Source organism: Desulfovibrio ferrophilus, from assembly GCF_003966735.1.
GTDB classification, from domain to species: domain Bacteria; phylum Desulfobacterota; class Desulfovibrionia; order Desulfovibrionales; family Desulfovibrionaceae; genus Desulfovibrio_Q; species Desulfovibrio_Q ferrophilus.
In genome coordinates, this window is sequence record NZ_AP017378.1 from 2,401,328 (window position 1) to 2,420,059 (window position 18,732).

Annotated in this window: 15 protein-coding genes; 9 read left to right on the forward strand and 6 right to left on the reverse strand. The window is 57.7% G+C overall.

All coding sequences use genetic code 11. From position 1 onward, the window contains the following. Window positions 1-154 precede the first annotated feature (154 nt). Window positions 155-1,873 carry a Na+/H+ antiporter NhaC family protein gene (locus EL361_RS11205; RefSeq protein ID WP_126379557.1) on the forward strand — a complete coding sequence of 573 codons (1,719 nt, stop codon included), beginning with the start codon at window positions 155-157 and terminating at the stop codon, window positions 1,871-1,873. A 145-nt stretch (window positions 1,874-2,018) separates the two neighbouring features. Further along, window positions 2,019-2,369 (forward strand): DsrE family protein, encoded by a 351-nt coding sequence (locus tag EL361_RS11210; RefSeq protein ID WP_126379559.1) that lies wholly within the window; start codon window positions 2,019-2,021, stop codon window positions 2,367-2,369. A gap of 5 nt (window positions 2,370-2,374) precedes the next feature. Here the strand turns inward: EL361_RS11210 and corA are convergent, their stop codons facing one another. Both corA and EL361_RS11220 read right to left on the reverse strand, forming a co-directional pair. Beyond that, complete coding sequence (corA, locus tag EL361_RS11215; protein ID WP_126379561.1) at window positions 2,375-3,445, reverse strand: magnesium/cobalt transporter CorA; 1,071 nt, start codon at window positions 3,443-3,445, stop codon at window positions 2,375-2,377. After that, complete coding sequence (locus EL361_RS11220; RefSeq protein WP_232034928.1) at window positions 3,438-4,442, reverse strand: mechanosensitive ion channel family protein; 1,005 nt, start codon at window positions 4,440-4,442, stop codon at window positions 3,438-3,440. Before EL361_RS11220 ends, corA begins: the two co-directional genes overlap by 8 nt. A gap of 202 nt (window positions 4,443-4,644) precedes the next feature. Between EL361_RS11220 and EL361_RS11225 the strand changes: the two genes are divergently transcribed. Continuing rightward, window positions 4,645-4,995, forward strand: a complete 351-nt coding sequence (locus EL361_RS11225; RefSeq protein ID WP_126379565.1) for an ArsR/SmtB family transcription factor — start codon at window positions 4,645-4,647, stop codon at window positions 4,993-4,995. A 30-nt stretch (window positions 4,996-5,025) separates the two neighbouring features. Next, a complete protein-coding gene (locus tag EL361_RS11230; protein WP_126379567.1) occupies window positions 5,026-6,171 on the forward strand; it encodes an SO_0444 family Cu/Zn efflux transporter in 1,146 nt (381 codons plus the stop codon). Window positions 6,172-6,204: 33 nt separating this feature from the next. Here the strand turns inward: EL361_RS11230 and EL361_RS11235 are convergent, their stop codons facing one another. From EL361_RS11235 to recA, 3 genes are all read right to left on the reverse strand, one after another. Then, window positions 6,205-6,828: a cysteine hydrolase family protein gene (locus EL361_RS11235; protein WP_126379569.1), complete on the reverse strand. Its 624-nt coding sequence runs from the start codon at window positions 6,826-6,828 to the stop codon at window positions 6,205-6,207. Between the two features lie 131 nt (window positions 6,829-6,959). Further along, window positions 6,960-9,605 carry an alanine--tRNA ligase gene (gene alaS, locus EL361_RS11240; RefSeq protein ID WP_126379571.1) on the reverse strand — a complete coding sequence of 882 codons (2,646 nt, stop codon included), beginning with the start codon at window positions 9,603-9,605 and terminating at the stop codon, window positions 6,960-6,962. Between the two features lie 122 nt (window positions 9,606-9,727). Then, window positions 9,728-10,801, reverse strand: coding sequence for a recombinase RecA (gene recA / locus EL361_RS11245; protein ID WP_126379573.1), 1,074 nt, complete (start codon window positions 10,799-10,801; stop codon window positions 9,728-9,730). Between the two features lie 203 nt (window positions 10,802-11,004). On the opposite strand from recA, the gene EL361_RS11250 reads away from it, so the two are divergent. From EL361_RS11250 to EL361_RS17080, 5 genes are all read left to right on the forward strand, one after another. Then, window positions 11,005-12,066: an adenine nucleotide alpha hydrolase family protein gene (locus tag EL361_RS11250; RefSeq protein ID WP_126379575.1), complete on the forward strand. Its 1,062-nt coding sequence runs from the start codon at window positions 11,005-11,007 to the stop codon at window positions 12,064-12,066. A gap of 343 nt (window positions 12,067-12,409) precedes the next feature. Then, entirely contained in the window at window positions 12,410-13,117 is a 708-nt protein-coding gene (locus EL361_RS11255) for a Bax inhibitor-1/YccA family protein (protein ID WP_126379577.1), read from the forward strand. 43 nt (window positions 13,118-13,160) lie between these two features. Then, a complete protein-coding gene (gene lpxK, locus EL361_RS11260; protein WP_126379579.1) occupies window positions 13,161-14,219 on the forward strand; it encodes a tetraacyldisaccharide 4'-kinase in 1,059 nt (352 codons plus the stop codon). A gap of 203 nt (window positions 14,220-14,422) precedes the next feature. Further along, window positions 14,423-16,591, forward strand: coding sequence for a ribonuclease R (rnr, locus tag EL361_RS11265; protein WP_126379581.1), 2,169 nt, complete (start codon window positions 14,423-14,425; stop codon window positions 16,589-16,591). 345 nt (window positions 16,592-16,936) lie between these two features. Beyond that, window positions 16,937-17,074, forward strand: a complete 138-nt coding sequence (locus tag EL361_RS17080; RefSeq protein WP_172961720.1) for a hypothetical protein — start codon at window positions 16,937-16,939, stop codon at window positions 17,072-17,074. 242 nt (window positions 17,075-17,316) lie between these two features. Here EL361_RS17080 and EL361_RS11270 read toward each other — a convergent pair whose 3' ends face one another. Continuing rightward, complete coding sequence (locus tag EL361_RS11270) at window positions 17,317-18,696, reverse strand: SH3 domain-containing C40 family peptidase (protein ID WP_126379583.1); 1,380 nt, start codon at window positions 18,694-18,696, stop codon at window positions 17,317-17,319. Window positions 18,697-18,732 lie beyond the last annotated feature (36 nt).

The window sequence follows — 18,732 nt, forward strand, 5'->3', positions numbered from 1 at the left end:
ATCAAATGAATCAGTCTGATGAAGGTCTTCAGCGTAAGCTGCCCACAAATCATTACGACTTACCCATCAATACTTGCCTCAAATGACGATTTACATTACTCCGATGCGGTCCGTTGCGCGAATCGCAACGAAATCAAACTGCAGTGGGGAATGTATGCAACGTCTTCGTCGTACCATCTTGGTCAATTTCATCTGTCTTGTTCTGGCGGGTCTTGTTCCTGCCCTGGCCTTTGGCGCCGATTCCAGCCTTGGCCCCGTCAACGCCGCCCACTATGGGATGTGGACGCTCATTCCGCCTCTGGTTGCCATCGCCCTGGCGTTCATCACCAAGAACGTCATCCTGTCGCTGTTTCTGGGTGTCTATTCCGGTACTTTCATGCTCGAGGCCAAAGGCTTCGATCTCTATAACGGCGTTGTCGGCGGGTTCCTGCGGCTGTCCAACGAGATGCTGGCCTCGCTGGCCGACTCCTGGAACGCAGGCATCGTACTGCAGTGTCTGGCCATCGGCGGCATGATCGCCCTGGTCTCCAAGATGGGCGGAGCCAAGGCCATTGCCGAGGCACTGGCCAAGAAGGCCAACAGCCCGCGCAGCTCACAGTTCGTGACCTGGCTCTTGGGCCTGTGCATTTTCTTTGATGACTACGCCAACTCCCTGACCGTTGGCCCCATCATGCGTCCGGTGACAGACAAGATGAAAGTCTCCCGCGAGAAGCTGGCTTTCATCATCGATGCCACTGCCGCGCCCATCGCGGGCATCGCATTGATCTCCACCTGGGTGGCCTATGAAGTGGGCCTGATCCGTGACGCCTTCCAGGCCGTGGGCATCCAGACCAATGCCTACGGCGCCTTCGTGGAAACCATCCCCTATCGTTTCTACAACATCTTCATCCTGTTCTTCATCGTGGCCACAATCTGGTTCCTGCGCGAATTCGGCCCCATGTATACTGCCGAACGCCGGGCACGCACCACCGGCAAGGTTCTGGCCGATGATGCCAAACCCATGGTTGCCGACGAGGCCACCGGGCTGGAGCCCGACGAAGACACCAAGTCCAGCATCTGGTATGCCATCATCCCCATCGGTACACTCATCATCGCCGCATTCCTGGGGTTCTATTTCAACGGACGCAGCGCCGTATTGGGGGGCGACGACCAGACGCTCATCGCCCTGCTTAAGGATTCACCGGCCAGCTTCACCGCCATCCGCGAAGCCTTCGGCGCATCAGACGCCTCGGTGGTCCTGTTCCAGGCCGCACTGTTTGCCGGGATCGTTGCCCTGTGCATCGCCATCTTCAAACGTATCCTGCCCGTGGGTGAAGCCGTGGCTGTCTGGGTTCAGGGTGTAAAATCCCTGAATATCACTGCGGTCATCCTGATCCTGGCCTGGAGCCTGTCCGGCACCATCAAGGAACTGGGCACGGCCGCCTATCTGGTGGGTGTGTTGTCCGAGACAATTCCGCCGTTCCTGCTGCCCAGCATCATTTTCATCATGGGCTCGATCATCTCCTTTGCCACGGGAACCTCGTACGGCACCATGGGCATCCTGATGCCTCTGGCCATTCCCCTGGCCTTCTCCATCGATCCCAGCCACGGCTACGTGATCATGAACGTGGGAGCCGTGCTCACCGGGGCCATCTTCGGTGACCATTGCTCGCCCATTTCAGACACGACCATTCTCTCATCCATGGGCTCGGCCTGCGACCACATCGATCACACGCGAACCCAGCTGGTCTATGCCCTGACAGTCGCGCTGGTGACCATTGTCTTCGGTTATATCCCCGCAGGTCTGGGACTGCCGGTCGCCATCGTGCTGCCTGCGGGACTGATCGCCGTGGCCCTGATCGTCCGACTGGTGGGCAAACCCGTCCAAGGCTAACAGCCGCTTCAGTATCCACAAACAACGGCCCGGAACCTGATGGTTCCGGGCCGTTGTCATTTCACACAGTCATCAATCTTGCCTCCTGCCAGCCTCAGGAGGTATCAACCGTTTATCTGCAACCCATTAGCCCCAGGAGCCACCCATGAGCAACACTCCCCTGAACCTGTGCCTTGTCTGGAGCACTCCCCACCGTGAAGTCGCCCTGAACATGGTCTTCATGTACAGCGGCAACGCTCTGATTCGTGGCTGGTGGGAACAGGTCCGACTCATCCTCTGGGGACCGAGCCAACCCCTGCTGCTCGGTGACAAGGAACTGCAAAGCCACTTGTCCGAATTGACCGAGGCCGGTGTCGAACTCATGGCCTGCAGGGCCTGCGCTGAAAATTACGGTATCGCCTCGGACCTTGAAGCCCTCGGGCTGAACGTGAAGCACACAGGATCGCTGCTGACCGAAACGCTCAAGGATGACAACTGGCGCGTACTTACAATCTAGTCTCCTCAGAACCAGCGCTTGCGCATGAAGTACCAGACCATGCCCAAAGCCACAGCCAGCATCAACCCCAGCGCGGCCGGATAGCCCCATGCCCATTCCAGTTCCGGCATGATCTTGAAGTTCATGCCATAGATGCCTGCGATGAACGTCAAGGGAATGAAAATGGTGGCAACGATGGTCAGCACCTTCATCACGTTGTTCATGCGCATCCCAGCAAGCGAGATGTGTACATCCATCATCCCACCCAGGATATCATGCAGCACCTTGGCGGCCTCGGTGCCGTGCAGGGCGTGCTCAAGAACATCTCCCAGATAATGCACAGCTTCAGCCGAAGCAGCAAAGACCTCGTTGCGCTTGAGCGATGAGAGCACCTCGTGCGTCGGTAACAAGACATTGCGCAACAGCAGAATACAGTCACGCCGCACGCGGTAGACCTCCAGCAAAGCCTGCTCCTCGGGCTTGCGTGCCAGCGTGGACTCCAACTCCTGCACCTCCACTGTGAGCAGGCTCAGGGCCTCCATGGCACCATCCACCAGGGAGTCCATCAGCGCCACGACCAGATAGTCAACGCCTCCACTGCGAATACGTTTCCCACCTTTTCTCAGGCGCTCGATAACAGGGGCCCAGGCATCCTGCTCACTCTCCTGAAAGGCCAACAGATGCTGCTCCGACCAAAGCAGGCTGACCTGTTCTTCCTGAATGCGTTTGGTCTCAAGATCATAATCGACATTCCGCAGGGTCGCGAAAAAGACACCATCCTGCTCATTGAGTTTGGGCCGCTGTCCCGTGTTCAGGATATCCTCCATCATCAGAGGATGAGCCCCGCCCCACGCACCGAGGGACTTGACCACATCAGCCTCATGAACACCGGTCAGGCTCAGAAAATGAACACGCCCGTCCGAAAGATCAGGTGCTGGCCCCATCGGATTATAGGCCTGCTCCACCAAACCATCACTGCTGTAGGCAAAATGGTTCAGGTATGGAGAAAACTCACGTTCCTTGCCAGAATATTCCAGAGTCCCGGGGGGGGCACCCCGACGCCCTGTGAACAGCTTCAAATTTAAATATTCAAGCATCGTTTTCCTCCTCGCTCGTCATATAAATCTTTTGCGTCGGGTAGGCGAAGGCAATTCCCTGCGCCTCGAAAGTTTTCATCAACCCCAGATTGATGGTCTGTTGGATATCCATATAGGTACCATAGTCCGGCGACTCCACATAAAATACAACCTCAAAATCAAGGCTGAACGCCCCAAACTGCTTGAAATGGGCACGATCACATGTCGCAAGGTCCACATTTTCAATCACCGCACGCACCAATCCGGGGATTGCCTCGACCTTGGCCGCAGGGGTTTGGTAGACCACGCCAAACCCAAACAGGACTCGACGACGAGTCATGCGCCTGTAGTTATGAACCCTTGAGCCTGTCAGATCTGAATTCGAGAGAACGATCTGTTCGCCATCAAGGCTGCGGATGCGGGTGGTTTTCAAGCCAATGTGTTCAATATTGCCCCGCAGGGTGTCGAGCACGATGAAATCGCCAATGCGAAATGGCCTGTCAAAAAGAATTGCAAAATAACTGAACAAATCACCCAGCACAGCCTGCGCAGCAAAGCCCACAGCCACGCCAGCCACGCCTAAACCGGCCAGAATCGTTGATATCTTGAATCCGAAATTGTCCAACAAAAATGCCAGCGCTACAATCCAGGCAATTGCCTTTACCACTGGCAGCAGCACCCGGCTACTGTGTTCATCCAGAGACAGTCCCTTACGCTTCAGTGAGAAGTCCAGCATGCCTCGCACAAAGTTATAGACCAGCGAGATACACATTAAGGTGATCCCTATCAGCAAAACATAGGACACATAACGAGTTGCCACCGGTCCGAAGCTAATTTCCCGCATCAGGACAAACAGCACAAGCCCCAGCACAACAACCTTGAATGACCGTGAGAAGTCCGCGCGGATGCCCTCGTCGAGCACTATCCCCCGGCTTTTGTAATAGCCTTCCAATTTTACGACGGCCCACTTGAGAAACAGGGAAACAACTACAAACGTTGCCAGCACCGCCACGGCCATAGTCACAAAGTGCATCAGTATCTCGCTCGACATATAACGCCTCCAATTGGATCTTTGCTCAAACTACCACAGGTCCAGCATTCCGCCATGAATTTCGATAACTCACGGACGGTCGCGATATTCCTGCTTGACCATGTGGCCCTGAGCCACTAACTAAAAACAAACAGTTGAACAACTGCTCACATGAGAATCTGGAGAAACCATGGCCAACGACCTTTGCGAAGTCCACGGACTGCACCCTGAGAGCCTCGGGCGGGTGCGCGAGAAAATGCCGGATGATGACACCATGCTGCGATTGGCCGAAATCTTCAAGGCCCTCAGCGATCCAACCCGGGCGCGCATCCTCTACGCCCTGACCATGGAGGAACTCTGTGTCTGCGACCTGGCCTCACTCACGGGTCTGTCTTCTTCCGCCATCTCGCACCAACTCAGACTGCTGCGTGCCAACCGACTGGTCCGCTACCGCCGCGAAGGTAAAATGGCCTTCTATTCCCTGGACGACGACCACGTCCGTCATCTGCTGAGCGAAGGCCTGTGCCACGCACGAGAATAACCCATAATCAACATCGGAGACTGCATCACGATGCTCGACATACTGATCACCTACACCACTGAAACCTGGATTCTCCTCAACGAAGCGGCCCCTTGGGTCTTGTTCGGCTTTTTCGTTGCCGCTTTGATCAAAGTCTTCATCTCTGATCAATTCATCGCGAAACATCTGGGAAAGAACGGAGCCACCTCGGTACTCAAGGCCTCGGCACTGGGCGTGCCTCTGCCTCTCTGCTCCTGCGGGGTGGTACCGGCAGCGACAGGCCTCAGGCGTCAAGGCGCCAGCAAGGGCGCCACCGCCGCCTTCATGATTTCAACCCCGGAGACCGGGGCCGATTCCATGGCCGTAACCTGGGCCATGCTCGACCCGGTAATGACCGTTGTTCGCCCTATCGCAGCATTCATCACAGCCACCGTGGCGGGACTGGCTATCAATGCACTGCCCGACAGCCGCGCGCTGGACAATAACAACCCTTCGGACATGACATCGGATTGCGGATGCGGTGGGGGATGTTGCGGCAGTGAAACCACGACGAATGAGACTTCATTCTCCCACCGACTTAAGGACGGCTTTACCCAGACCTTCGGAGAGATGCTTCAGGACATCGGAAAGTGGCTAATCATTGGGATTCTTCTGGCAGGATTGATTTCAACCTTTGTCCCTGCAGACTTCTTCGAAAGCTATCTCGGCAACGAATGGGCCTCCATGGTGGTAATGCTTGTTGCTGGTATCCCCCTGTATATCTGCGCGACGTCCTCCACCCCCATCGCAGCCACAATGGCCCTGAAGGGATTGTCCCCCGGAGCGGCCCTTGTCTTCCTGCTCGCAGGACCTGCGACCAATGCCGCGACCATCGCCGTCACCTCCAAGGTGCTGGGCAAGCGCGCCACCGCCATCTATGTCGGAGCCATCGCCCTCTGCGCCCTTGGCATCGGCTGGCTGGTCAATCGCATCTATTTCGCCATGGGTCTGTCGGTCACATCCTGGGTCCGTGCCTCGGAGGCCGACCACATCACATGGTGGAGTATCAGCGCATCGCTGATTCTGTTGGCGCTCATTGTTCGCCCTCTGCTCATCCGAGGGAAAAGCCATCAGCATGCCAGCAGTTGCGGTTCGGGGTGCGGCTGCGGCCCGCAGCCTCTGAAGCCCTTGAGTGGTCAGAATTTCACGGTGAAATAACCATAAACGGGGAGCCAGAAGGCTCCCCGTTTTTCATTGGATCGTAATCAAGTCACTGCGGGTCAGACTGATCACCCTGCGCGTTCCCGGCCCGGTCAGCAGCAACTGCACAGTGGCCTGCTCGGTATAGAGATCGGCCGCGGACAGGCAATCCACGGGCAGGAGCACCTTCAGCCCCCGGAACCCAGCAGCAGTCGCCGTATGCAGCACCGCCCCATGAGCCGCAGTGCCCGTGACGATGACCGTATCAACGCCCAGGTCCTGCAGGATTTTCTCCAAATCGGTATCCCAGAATTTATCCACGCTGGAAGCAACGATGGGCTCACTCTTCTTCGGAACCACCAGATCAAGGATGGGCGTCATCTTCGGCGTCAGACTGTAGACCACAGGCAACCCTGCTTCCCGGGCACGGCGAATCAGCTCGGCAATGCGTGGCACGGTGTCCAGGCATCGGGGTCGCCTGGCCGCATTGCAGGTCAACTCCTCGATATCCAATACCAGCAGGGCCGTGCTGGCGGGGTTGGCCTGCACCACATTGATCTGTGGGATCTCAGGGGCCTGCGCCTGATCCCAGAGCCCATCTATGGACTGCGCAAGAGTCTGCCCAGGAGCAGCCAACAGCCAGACGACCATCGCAAGCAGTATCATCCTCCTCATGGCACCCTCCAGAAAACGGATTTTCATGCAGCGTACACCAAACGCCCAAGCTTGCCACTCCCAAGAGCATAAAAAAGGCTGCACCCCGTGAGGAGGTGCAGCCTTGGATGTATCCTGAATGGCTTTGGAGCCTAGCCCGCGAGCAAAGCCCTGAGCTTGGTCAAAGCGGCTTCGATGCCTGCGGGGTTGGTTCCGCCAGCCTGAGCCATATCCGGGCGCCCGCCTCCGGAGCCCCCCACTTCGGCAGCCACATCCTTGATCAGGGCCGGTGCGGTGAAGCGGTCATGCAGATCCTTGGAGACGTAGATAGCCACATTGGCCTTGCCGGCAGCCTCGCAAATCAGGCAAGCCACGCCCGATGCCAGCTTGGAGCGTACGTCATCCATCATCTTACGCATGGCCCCCATGTTGGGAGCGTTGACCTTGGCGGCCAGAACCTTGATCCCGCCGAGTTCCTCGACGCTGTCCATGATATCCGCACCACCGGCAGAAGAAGCAGCCTGGGCCGCGATCTTCTCGATGTCCTTCTTGAGCTTCTTGACCTCACGGTTCAAAGCCAGGACTCGCTCGGGCAATTCGGCAGGGCTGCCCTTGAGCACCTCGGCAGCCTTTTCGGCTGCCAGGCGGATGGCATTGAACTGATTGATGGCATTCCAACCCGTGGCGGCCTCGATGCGCCGCACACCGGCAGCCACGCCGGATTCGGACAGAATCATGAAGGGACCAGCCTGCCCCGTGGAGCGCAAGTGCGTTCCACCGCAAAGCTCCACGGATTCGCCGGGAACCGAAACAACCCGCACGGTGGAATCGTATTTCTCACCGAACAGGGCCATGGCGCCCTTCTCTACTGCGGCGTCGTATTCCATCTCCGCCACTTCAAGGGGGATGTCGGCAAGCACGGCACGGGTGACTTCGCGCTCGACCTCGGCCTTTTCCTTCACGGTCATGGCGGCAATGTGAGTAAAGTCGAAACGCAGGCGATCAGGACCAACCAGAGAGCCGGCCTGCTTGACGTGGTCGCCCAGGATCTTGCGCAGAGCGGCGTGCAGCAGGTGAGTCGAGGTGTGGTTTCGGGCCGAAGCAGTGCGCTGGCCTTCTTCCACGATCATCTGCACTTCCTGATCGGGCAGTACCTGTCCTTCGGTGCAGGTCACAGCATGCACGATCAACTCGGGCGCAGGCTTCATGGTGTCGGTCACTTCAACCTTGCCCGAAGGGGAATGGATGGCTCCACTGTCACCCTCCTGACCACCAGATTCGCCGTAGAACGGAGTCGAGCTGGTCACGAGATAGCCCTTGGCGCCCTTATCCAGACTTTCCACCGGCTCGGCGGATTCACCAAGCAGCGCCACGATGCGCGAATCGGCTTTCAGAAAATCGTAGCCCACGAACTCGGAGCGCAGGCCATCTTCCAGCAGTGACTGGAAACGGGCAGCCAGAGTCTGCTCACCGCCGCCCTTCCAGGCGGCCTTGGCGCGATTCTTCTGCTCCTGCATGAAGGCCTTGAACCCGGCCTCGTCAACGCTCATGCCCTGTTTCTCAGCCACGTCGTTCACGATATCCACGGGGAAACCGAAGGTGTCATACAGCTTGAAAGCGAACTCGCCGGAGACAATGGTCTCGCCAGCGCCGCGCATCTTCTCAAGCTCTTCCTCCAGGATGGCAAGGCCCTTGTCCAGGGTCTGGGAGAAGCGATTCTCCTCCTCGCGCACGACCTTGGCCATGAACTCCTGATTGTCCTTCAACTCCGGGTAATGGTCACCCATCTCGTCCACAACCTTCAGGGCAACCTTGAACAGGAAGGCCTCGTCCTGGCCGATGAGTTTGCCAAAACGCAGAGCGCGGCGGATCAGACGCCTGAGGACATAACCACGCCCCTCGTTGGAGGGCAGGATGCCGTCGGCAATCATGAAGGCGATGGAGCGGCTGTGGTCGGCAATGACGCGCAACGCAGTGTCCACGTCCTCGCCCTGCTCCTTGTACTTCACGCCCGCAAGCTCGGCGGTAAAGCCGATGATGGCCAGAAACAGATCGGTATCGTAGTTGGAGTTGACTCCCTGGCAGACAGCGGCAATGCGCTCCAGCCCCATGCCCGTATCAATGGACGGGCGGGGCAGCGGCTCGCGGGTGCCATCGGCAGACTGGTCGTACTGCATGAACACCAGATTCCAGATCTCCAGATAACGATCGCAGTCGCACTGGCCGATGCCACAGTTCGGACCGCACTTCATGTGCTCGCCCTGATCGATATGAATCTCGGAGCACGGTCCACAGGGGCCGGTATCACCCATGGACCAGAAGTTATCCTTCTCGCCCAGGCGGTAAATCATCTCGGGAGCGACTCCAGCCACCTTCTGCCACAGCTCGCCCGCCTCATCATCATCCTTGTAGATGGTGATATAGAGTTTGTCCTTGGGCAGCCCCAGTTCGCCAGTGATGAAATCCCAGGCGTAGCGGATGGCATCTTCCTTGAAATAATCGCCAAAGGAGAAGTTGCCCAACATCTCGAAAAAGGTGTGGTGGCGTGCAGTGCGTCCCACGTTCTCCAGGTCGTTGTGCTTGCCTCCCACGCGCAGGCACTTCTGGGAAGTGGTCGCACGCACGTAGTCGCGCTTTTCCTGGCCCAGGAAGGTTTTCTTGAACTGGACCATGCCCGCGTTGGTAAACAGCAGGGTCGGATCGTCCTTGGGCACGAGGGATGAAGAGGACACGGGAGTATGTCCTTTACCCTCAAAGTATTCGAGGAATTTCTGGCGGATTTCAGTGGCGGTCAGCACGATGCAAAATCTCCTGATGCGAATAAGTTAACTCTCGTTGTGGTGAGGGAAACGGCGGGAGTGGCGGAGTAATGGAGCTGCGGCCGGGGCATCCCCGGCCGCGCCGTTTCGGGAATCGTAAATTAGTTTTTTGCGGCCTTGGGGACTGCCTCTTCGGCGGGCTCCGCCTCGGGGGCGGCATCCCTCATGCCCAGATGCACGAGCACTTTTTCCTCGATGGCATTACGCAGATCATCGTTTTCAGCCAGCATGGCCCGGACATTTTCCTTGCCCTGCCCCAAACGCTCATCCCCGAAGGAATACCACGCACCGGACTTGTCCACGATACCGGCGTCCACACCGATGTCGAGAATCTCACCTTCACGGGAGATGCCCGTGCCATACAGCACATCAAAGATGGCCTCGCGGAAGGGCGGAGCAACCTTGTTCTTGACCGGACGGACACGGGCCTTGATGCCGTAGGCTTCGTCCTTGTCCTTCAGGGTCTGGATACGTCGGATATCCAGGCGTACAGAGGAGTAGAACTTGAGCGCATTACCACCGGTGGTGGTCTCGGGGTTGCCATAACCGGTCATGCCGATCTTCATGCGGATCTGGTTGATGAAGATCACGGCGGTATGCGAGGTGTGAATGATACCCGTCAGCTTCCGCAGCGCATGGGACATCAGGCGCGCGTGCCCGCCCACCTGGGTCTCGCCCATCTCGCCTTCCAGTTCGGCCTGGGGAATCAATGCGGCAACGGAGTCGATGACAATCACATCCACCGCACCGGAACGCACCAGCAGGCTGGCAATATCCAGGGCCTGTTCACCGTAGTCGGGCTGGCTAATGAGCAACTCGTCGGTTTTGACGCCAAGGCGTTTGGCGTAGTTCACATCCAATGCATGTTCGGCATCGATGAACGCGGCGTTGCCACCAGCCTTTTGGGCCTCGGCAATAATATGCAATGCCAAAGTCGTCTTGCCTGACGATTCCGGCCCGAAAACTTCACAGACTCGGCCTCGTGGAATACCGCCAATGCCCAACGCCAAGTCCAAACCGATAGAACCGGTGGGGATAAATTTGATTGCGACGTGGGCATCATCGGACAGCTTCATGACGGAGCCTTGGCCGTACTTACGCTCGATGGTGGTCAGCGCGGTGTCCAGGGCTTCCTTGCGAAGCGCTTCAGGGCTCTTTTGGGGGCTGCGTGCCATGACGGTATCTCCTTAAAAGGTATTGGATGCTAAAGACGACTCCACATAACAGAAGCCCGTAAGGCGGGCAACCGCGCTTTACAAGCGCTCAAACGTTGAGAATTCCCATTTCAGACAGAGCAAGCAGGGTCATTTTCGCCTTGCCGGCGCACAGATAGCCCCCCTTGCCTTGCCACCTGCTCATGGTTATAGGCACTTCACCCATGACTAAAACTAACCAAAAATACGACGCGGTGGCCCTGTTCTCCGCCGGTTTGGACTCCCTGCTTGCGGCCAAGGTGATCATGGCCCAGGGACTCTCCGTCAAATGCCTGCATTTCACCTCCCCCTTTTTCGGCAAGCCGGACAAGGTGGCCCATTGGCGTGACATTTACGGCCTGGATATCGAAGCCGTAGACATCGGCGACGCCTATGTGAAAATGATGCTGGCCGGACCCAAATATGGTTTCGGCAAATACTTCAATCCCTGCGTGGATTGCAAGATCATCATGCTCTCCCACGCCCGACGGATGATGGAGCACTATGGTGCCAAATTCATCATCACCGGAGAGGTTATCGGCCAACGTCCCATGTCCCAGCGCCGCGACGCCATGAACAGCGTGCGCAACGAGTCCGAGACCAAGGACATCCTCTTGCGCCCCCTGTGTGCCAAGCGGCTGGACCCGACCCCCATGGAAGAATCCGGACTTGTGGACCGTGAGCGCCTGCATGGCATTGGCGGACGTGGGCGCAACGACCAACTGGCAATGGCCAAGGAATTCGGTATCACCGAAATCCCCACCCCCGGTGGCGGATGCCTGCTCACGGAACCGGCCTCGGCCCGGCGCTATGGCCCGGTGTTTGAGCATATCGACAATCCATCGGCCAATGATTTCCATCTGGCCAACTCGGGCCGCCAACTCTGGGCCGGAACCCACTGGCTGTCCATGGGGCGCAATGAGGCCAGCAACAATGCACTGACACGTCTGGCCCGCAAAGACGATCTGCTCTTTGACGTGCAGGATTTTCCCGGCCCTCTAGGTTTGGGGCGTCAGATTGGTGACGACTGGCCTGATTCTGCCGTGGCCGAAGCCGCCGCTCTGGTTGCCAGCTATTCACCCAAAGCCGTCAAGTCCGCCGAGCCAGTAATCGTCATTGTGACTCACAAGGGCGCGCAACGCACCGTGACTGTTGAGCCTTCCCGCACCCCGTCCATGGGCTGGGCCGAAACCACATGGAACGATTCCAAACCCACCCGCAATCGCATGGACACCCAGGACCGATAGTGGCACAGCCCTTGCTTATCTTTTATTGAAACCTGGCAAGTGCGACAGTTCGCGACTTGAGGCAAATCAACAGCAGACAAAGCAGCCACCGCCTGGATGACGCAAGCACCGGCAACGGCGAGACTTTTATAAACAAGATTTGACCCCCGAGCATGAACATCGGCTTCGCCGGGTTTCCTCTTTTCCTCGACAAATCGTCCACTGACACCGGACGTCAGCATCATAATCCACTCTTTCTTGACAATTCGGGCTCCAGCGCCCCAACCGCCCTTGCCAGCGGCAAGGTTCGGTATTAATGATGAACCATCGTAATCACGAATCAAATTTCCACCCGGAGGATACAATGAGTAGGTTCCAGACCGTTTCCATGCCCCGGCAGAAAGCCGAGGTCCTCAACGCTTTCATGCGCGGCGTCTATCAGTGGATGTCTCTCGGCTTGGCGTTGACTGCGGGCGTTGCCTTCTTCACCGCTTCCAGCCCGGCTCTGCTGAACGCTCTGTTCAGCAACCAGATCATGGCCTTTGTGGTCATGCTCGCCCCGTTCGGGCTGGTCATCGCCCTGTCCGCAGGCATCAATAAAATGTCTGCATCCATGGCCACAGGCATGTTCATGGCCTACAGCGCACTCATGGGCCTGTCTCTGTCCACCGTGCTTATCGTCTATACCGGCCAGAGCGTCTTCTCGGCCTTTGTGACTGCGGCGGGCATGTTCGGTGCCATGAGCGTCTACGGCATGACCACGAAAAAGGACCTGACCTCCTGGGGCAGCTTCCTGTTCATGGGCCTTGTGGGCATCATCATCGCCAGTGTTGTGAACATCTTCCTGGGCTCCAGCCAGATGAGCTTCATCATCTCCTTCCTGGGAGTGATCATCTTCACCGGCCTGACCGCCTACGACACCCAGAAGCTCAAGGTCATGGGCGAAACCGCTCCGGCCAATGACGCCACCGCAGTCCGACGCGGCGTAATCCTGGGCGCGCTGACCCTGTATCTGGACTTCATCAACCTGTTCCTGATGCTGCTGAGACTCATGGGCTCCACCAGGGACTAGCCAAGACAACTTACGGGGGCGGCACTCCGCCCCCGATCTATTTATGCACAACGTCACTCCCCTGCAGCGCAAACTCTTTCCTCTGCTGTACCTGCCGAGCAGGCTCTACGCCATGGCGATGCGCCTGAGGCGGCAGTGGTACGAATCCGGGGCCCTGACGTCCTACAAGCCCGAGCGCCCCACCATCAGCATCGGCAATATCTGCTGGGGCGGCACCGGCAAGACTCCGCTCACGGAGTGGATCGTCCAATGGGCCATCAATGAAGGGCTGACCCCCGCCGTGCTGACCCGGGGATACAAATCCATCCCCCCCGAACTGCCCTATCTGGTGCATGAGCAATCCACGGCTCGTGAAGCCGGAGACGAACCCCTGCTTCTGGCCAAGTCCTGCCCCGAGGCACATGTGGTGGTGGACCCTCAACGCGCCCGCGCTGCCAAGTGGATCGCCAAGCACCACAACCCCGACCTCTATCTGCTGGATGACGGCTTCCAACACCTTGGCATCGAGCGACATCTGGACCTCGTGCTGCTTCGCCCACAGGATCTGACCGAGGATTGGAACCGAGTGATTCCTTCGGGTCCCTGGCGCGAAGGTGAAGAGGCACTGACACGCACGGCAGCCTTCCTGATCAAGGCACCACAGGATGATTTTCAGGCTCTGGAGCCTTTCTGCCAGGAGTTTCTGGCCCAATACAAGGCTCCGGTCTTTCCATTCACCTTCTCGCCCAAGGGCCTGACAAGACTGGATCGAAGCGAATCTGCCCGTGGATTTGGCGACGAGCCTTATCTTCTGGTTTCCGGTGTGGGCGAACACGAGCAGGTCCAGCGCACCGCAGAAGAACTGCTGGGGCATCCCCCGATCAAGCATCTGCGCTTTGACGACCACTACAATTACCAAGAAGACGACTGGAAATTCATCCGTGAAAAGGCCGATCTGGCCAATGCGGAACGAGTGCTCTGCACCGGCAAGGATGCCGTGAAGCTTGTCCAATTCAATCCTTACAACCTCTGGACCTTCGACCACACTCTGGATTTTGGTCCCGGATTGTTCACCAATCACAGCTTCCCGGACTGGTGGAGGGCGACCTGGCCCCTGCTCTGATCACACACTCCCGGGCATCCGCCCACTGCCCCCGATTCCAGATTTCCCCTGCGGCGAGCTCAGGCCGCCTGAACTGATCGACTTCCCTCTCCACAAGGGTAACGATCGCGTGACATCTTGTGCAAGCCTCGGGTATTCGTATCCATTGCACAAAAACTGATGTAATTTAAAGAAAACCGACAATATAAAAATATGGAGCCATCATGGCGAACAAGAAGAAAGTAAAGAACAAGCCCGACAGGGGCCCCGTTGATGCCAAAGGTGTCCTGCGCGCCCTGAAAGAAGCCAAACGTCCCATGCGGCGCAACGAAATCCTGCACGCGCTGGGGGCCTACAAAAAAGACAAGCGGGATTTGAAAGCCGCCCTCAAGGTCCTGATGGACGACGGCAAGATCATTCGCACCCGTGGAGGGTCCTTTGGCCTGACCGAGAGCATGTCGCTGGTGACCGGCGAGTTGCAGGTCCAGCGCTCGGGGGTCGGATTTGTCCTGCCCGAAGACCAACGCCGCAAAGATATCTTCATCAACCGCCGCAACTTCGGTGACGCCTGGAATGGTGACAAGGTCGTGGTGGCGATGATGCCCGCCCCCCGTTCCAAAGGCCGTGATATGAACCCCGAGGGGCGTGTGGTGCGCGTCCTGGAGCGCAAGAACAAGAGACTGCCCGTACGCATCGAACGCAAACTCGGGCCGGACCTGTATCTCTCGCGGCCTACGGACCCACGGCTGGACTTCAATGTCATGACGGACACGGCTCACATGGAGACTCGTCCCAAGGATGGCGAACTTCTCTATGTGGAACCCGGCGACAAGCTGGACAACAAGCTCTGGGCAGCCACAGCCACCGAGGTCCTTGGCAACGAGGAAGACGTCAGCGTCCAGGAGAAACTGGTCAAGGCAGCCCACGGCGTGCCCACCATCTTCCCCAACGACGCCCTGCACGAGGCCCAAAGGCTCCCTGCCCAGCCAAATCCGGCAGACTTCGAAGGCCGCAAGGACCTGCGCGAGCTGGCCCTTGTCACCATCGACGGTGCCAAGGCCCGCGACTTTGACGACGCCGTGCATGTGCGCCGCGAAGGTAATGGCTGGCGACTGACCGTGGCCATTGCCGATGTCTCGCACTACGTCAGGCCGGGCAGCGCTCTGGACCTCGAAGCCCAGAAACGTGGCAACTCCTATTATTTCCCGCAATCCGTGGAGCCCATGTTCCCCGAGGCCCTGTCCAACGGGTTGTGCAGCCTGAACCCGGACGTCCCGCGTCTGGCCATGGTCGCAGAGATATCCTTCAGCGCCGATGGGCAGCCGCGTGATGAAGAGTTCTATGCTGCGGTAATCAAGAGTCACAAGCGTTTGACCTACATGCAGGTCCACCGCGCTCTGGAACAGAACGATCCCAAAGAACACGAGTTCATTGGCCCCGAGCTGATGCCCATGCTGCGCGAAGCCGAAGCCCTGGCCCGGGTGCTGAATGGTGTGCGTTCGAGTCGCGGATCTCTGGACTTCGACCTGCCCGAGCCCGAAATCCACTTCAATCTGCTGGGCGAAACAACAGACATCAGGCCCAGACCACGCAACTTCGCCCACCAAATCATTGAAGAATTCATGGTAGCAGCCAACGAATCCGTTGCCCGGCGACTGACCGTTTTGGATCTGCCCTGTCCGTACCGCATCCATCCCAAGCCCGATAGCGAAAAGCTGGCTGGGGTCTTCAAGCTCCTGGCGCGTGCGGGAATCACCCCCCAGTCACCACCCAAGGGCACCATCACCCCCGCAGACCTGCAAGACCTTCTGGGCGTGGCCGAAGGTACGGACCTGGAGTTCATGGCCGGACGACTGGTACTACGCTCCATGATGCAGGCCGTGTATTCGCCCTCCAATGAAGGCCACTTCGGTCTGGCCTCGGAATGCTACGCCCATTTCACCTCTCCCATCCGGCGTTACGCAGACTTGCTGGTGCATCGCTCCATGAAGAAAGCCCTGAAGATGCACTCCGAACCGCTGCCAAAGCCCGAAACCCTGAGCAAAATCTGCGAAAGCATCAGTGCCCGCGAACGCGTTGCCATGAAGGCCGAACGCGAAATCCTGAAACGCCTGACGATCCTCTTCCTGGCGGACAAGGTCGGCGAAGAATTCACTGGCGTGGTCAACGGAGTGGCCGAATACGGCTTCTGGGTGGAACTGAACGAAGTCATGGCCGAAGGCATGGTCAGGCTCTCCACACTGTCCGACGACTACTACCATTACCTGCCCGAACGTCAGGAAATCGTGGGCGAGCGCACAGCGCGACGCTTCCACCTTGGGCAAACCGTCAAGGTCAAACTGTTCAGCGTCAATCTGGCCCGCCTTGAAGTCGACCTGGAACTCCTGACGTAGCAGGCGTTTATCCCCTCTCCATCAATCAGCCCCGACAAGATCGGGGCTTTTTTACGCCTAGACATTGTGAATTAAGTAACTTGGAAATCGATTGCTTTGGTCCTGAAAATCCACCTAAAACCCACCAGGAAGCCTTGACAGGTCTCAGTCGCGGCCCTATATCCGCCTTGCCTCATAACTCTCAACACGAGAAACACGGCGAAATCGATTTAAACACTTAGAATTTTTACATAAAAATATAGCATGGCATTCTTTATCCTAAGGGTTGCCATCGCTTGTGAAATTTATTACATGACTGATTAACGCCGCTTGATTGCCGGCGACACACACCACAGGAGTAAGAACATGGTCCAGATTATCAAAAACATCCCCGCATTGGTGGCCCTGAATCTACTGGCCCTGATTAATGGGTTTGCCGGAGGAATCTTCGACCACGTCTTCGAAGCCCAAACTGACAATGCCACTCGGCCTGGCAGCTTCTAGCCAACTCTGCAGGCCAAGTACCCTCTCTTCAGCCCGGTGCGCATCAGCGCGCCGGGCTCTTTTTGTTGCTTGCCCAATGATGTGCCCCAAAGGATCTGATGGGAAAAGCCAAGGCACCGACAAGGCGTTCTGACACTGGCTCACCAGAAAGAATCGATGGGCACGGCGCAAAAAAAACTCACCCCCTCGTGCCTCAATACATACACAAGGGGGTGAACGGATCGCAGCAACAAAGTAGCTGACTAATCTTCCATCGTTTGCCCTGGGAGGAAGGTCATCCCCTTGATCTTGTGCAGAAGAATACCGTCCGGTCGGTCCAACTCGTTCAACTCGCTGCCCGGGGCAAGGGTCGTGATCACCGTGGCACCGATGAAATGGCGTCCCTCGCGATCTCCAACCTTGGTCTTTACGCCCCAGGTCGTGTGCAGAGCCACAGGCCGTCCTTCGTATTGCCCGATGTAAAGCATGATATGCCCAGGCTTCCAGAGCAAGGTCTGCCAGGGCTGGGCCATGTCAAGAATACGCTTGACCTTGGCCTGATCATCCAACCCGTCCAGTGATATAAAATGTCCGGCCCGTGCCTGTTGTGATGAATTCCGAGGCAAGCCGATGCCCAGAGCCGCGAACATGTCCATCAGCGTCGCCGAGCAATCACGATGCCCGTACATCCCTCCCCAGCCATAGGGTTGGCCCATCAAGTCCCGACCGAGGAGAGCGAGATTGAAGGCCGTTGCCTCCAGGGGAAATTCGGCGCCATCACACTGCGGCACTGAGGTGCTGGCCAACACGGCCCTGCCCAATGAATCGCGCACAGCAATCAGGGCTTGGAAGACGCCATCCTCTCTGGCAATAAAGGGCAGCAGCATCCCCACCCGCCCCCGAAAGCGAAAGAGGCCGAAATCATCGTACAGGGGCACCCGGTCCGAAGTGAACGTCATCAAATCAAGCTGTTCGAAGCTCTCTGCAAACTCATCATCCACCATGGCAATATCACGCATGGGAATCCAGCCATAGGCAAACCGGGATTCACACAAGGCCCAGGCCCCGTCATCCGAAAAATGAGAAACGAACAGCGGAGTCTGCGCCCAGACCGCCGTATTCTGGAGATAATCGAAGGGGTATCCTTCTCCGGCCTGATTAAAATCCTGAAATGCTGGCTCCATGGTGGGCAGCACCCGCATGGAGGTATTGACCACCGTCAGAGCCCGCAACCGTGCATTGGGATAGTCACCCTCCATCGACTGACGGCGTAATCCTTCCAGCCAGGCCGGGGATCTGAGCTGCCGATTCTCGCCAAACATCCGTGCAGAATCGTAATTGTGCAGCCCCTTGAAGACCTTCTCCGCATCATTGGCAGGCCAGGAACGATGCCAGGGCGAAAAATAATCTTCCACAAACTGCCGGGCCAAGACCTGTGCCTCATCCGGGGAAATCATTGGCACGTCGGCAGTCATCGGGTCCAGATAGGCAGCGGGGCTCTGCGGCAATTGGATCAGGTCGCGGATAGGCCCCTGGGGAGTCGGCCCTGTGGCGCAGCCGACCAGCAGGAGACACAACAGCGCCACGGTCATTCCAGCCGAGGTCACACGCCGCCAGCAAGGAAGGGTATTAGGATAGCTCATGTTCAGGTTCTACGTTGGCGATTCTCAAATGGCAAC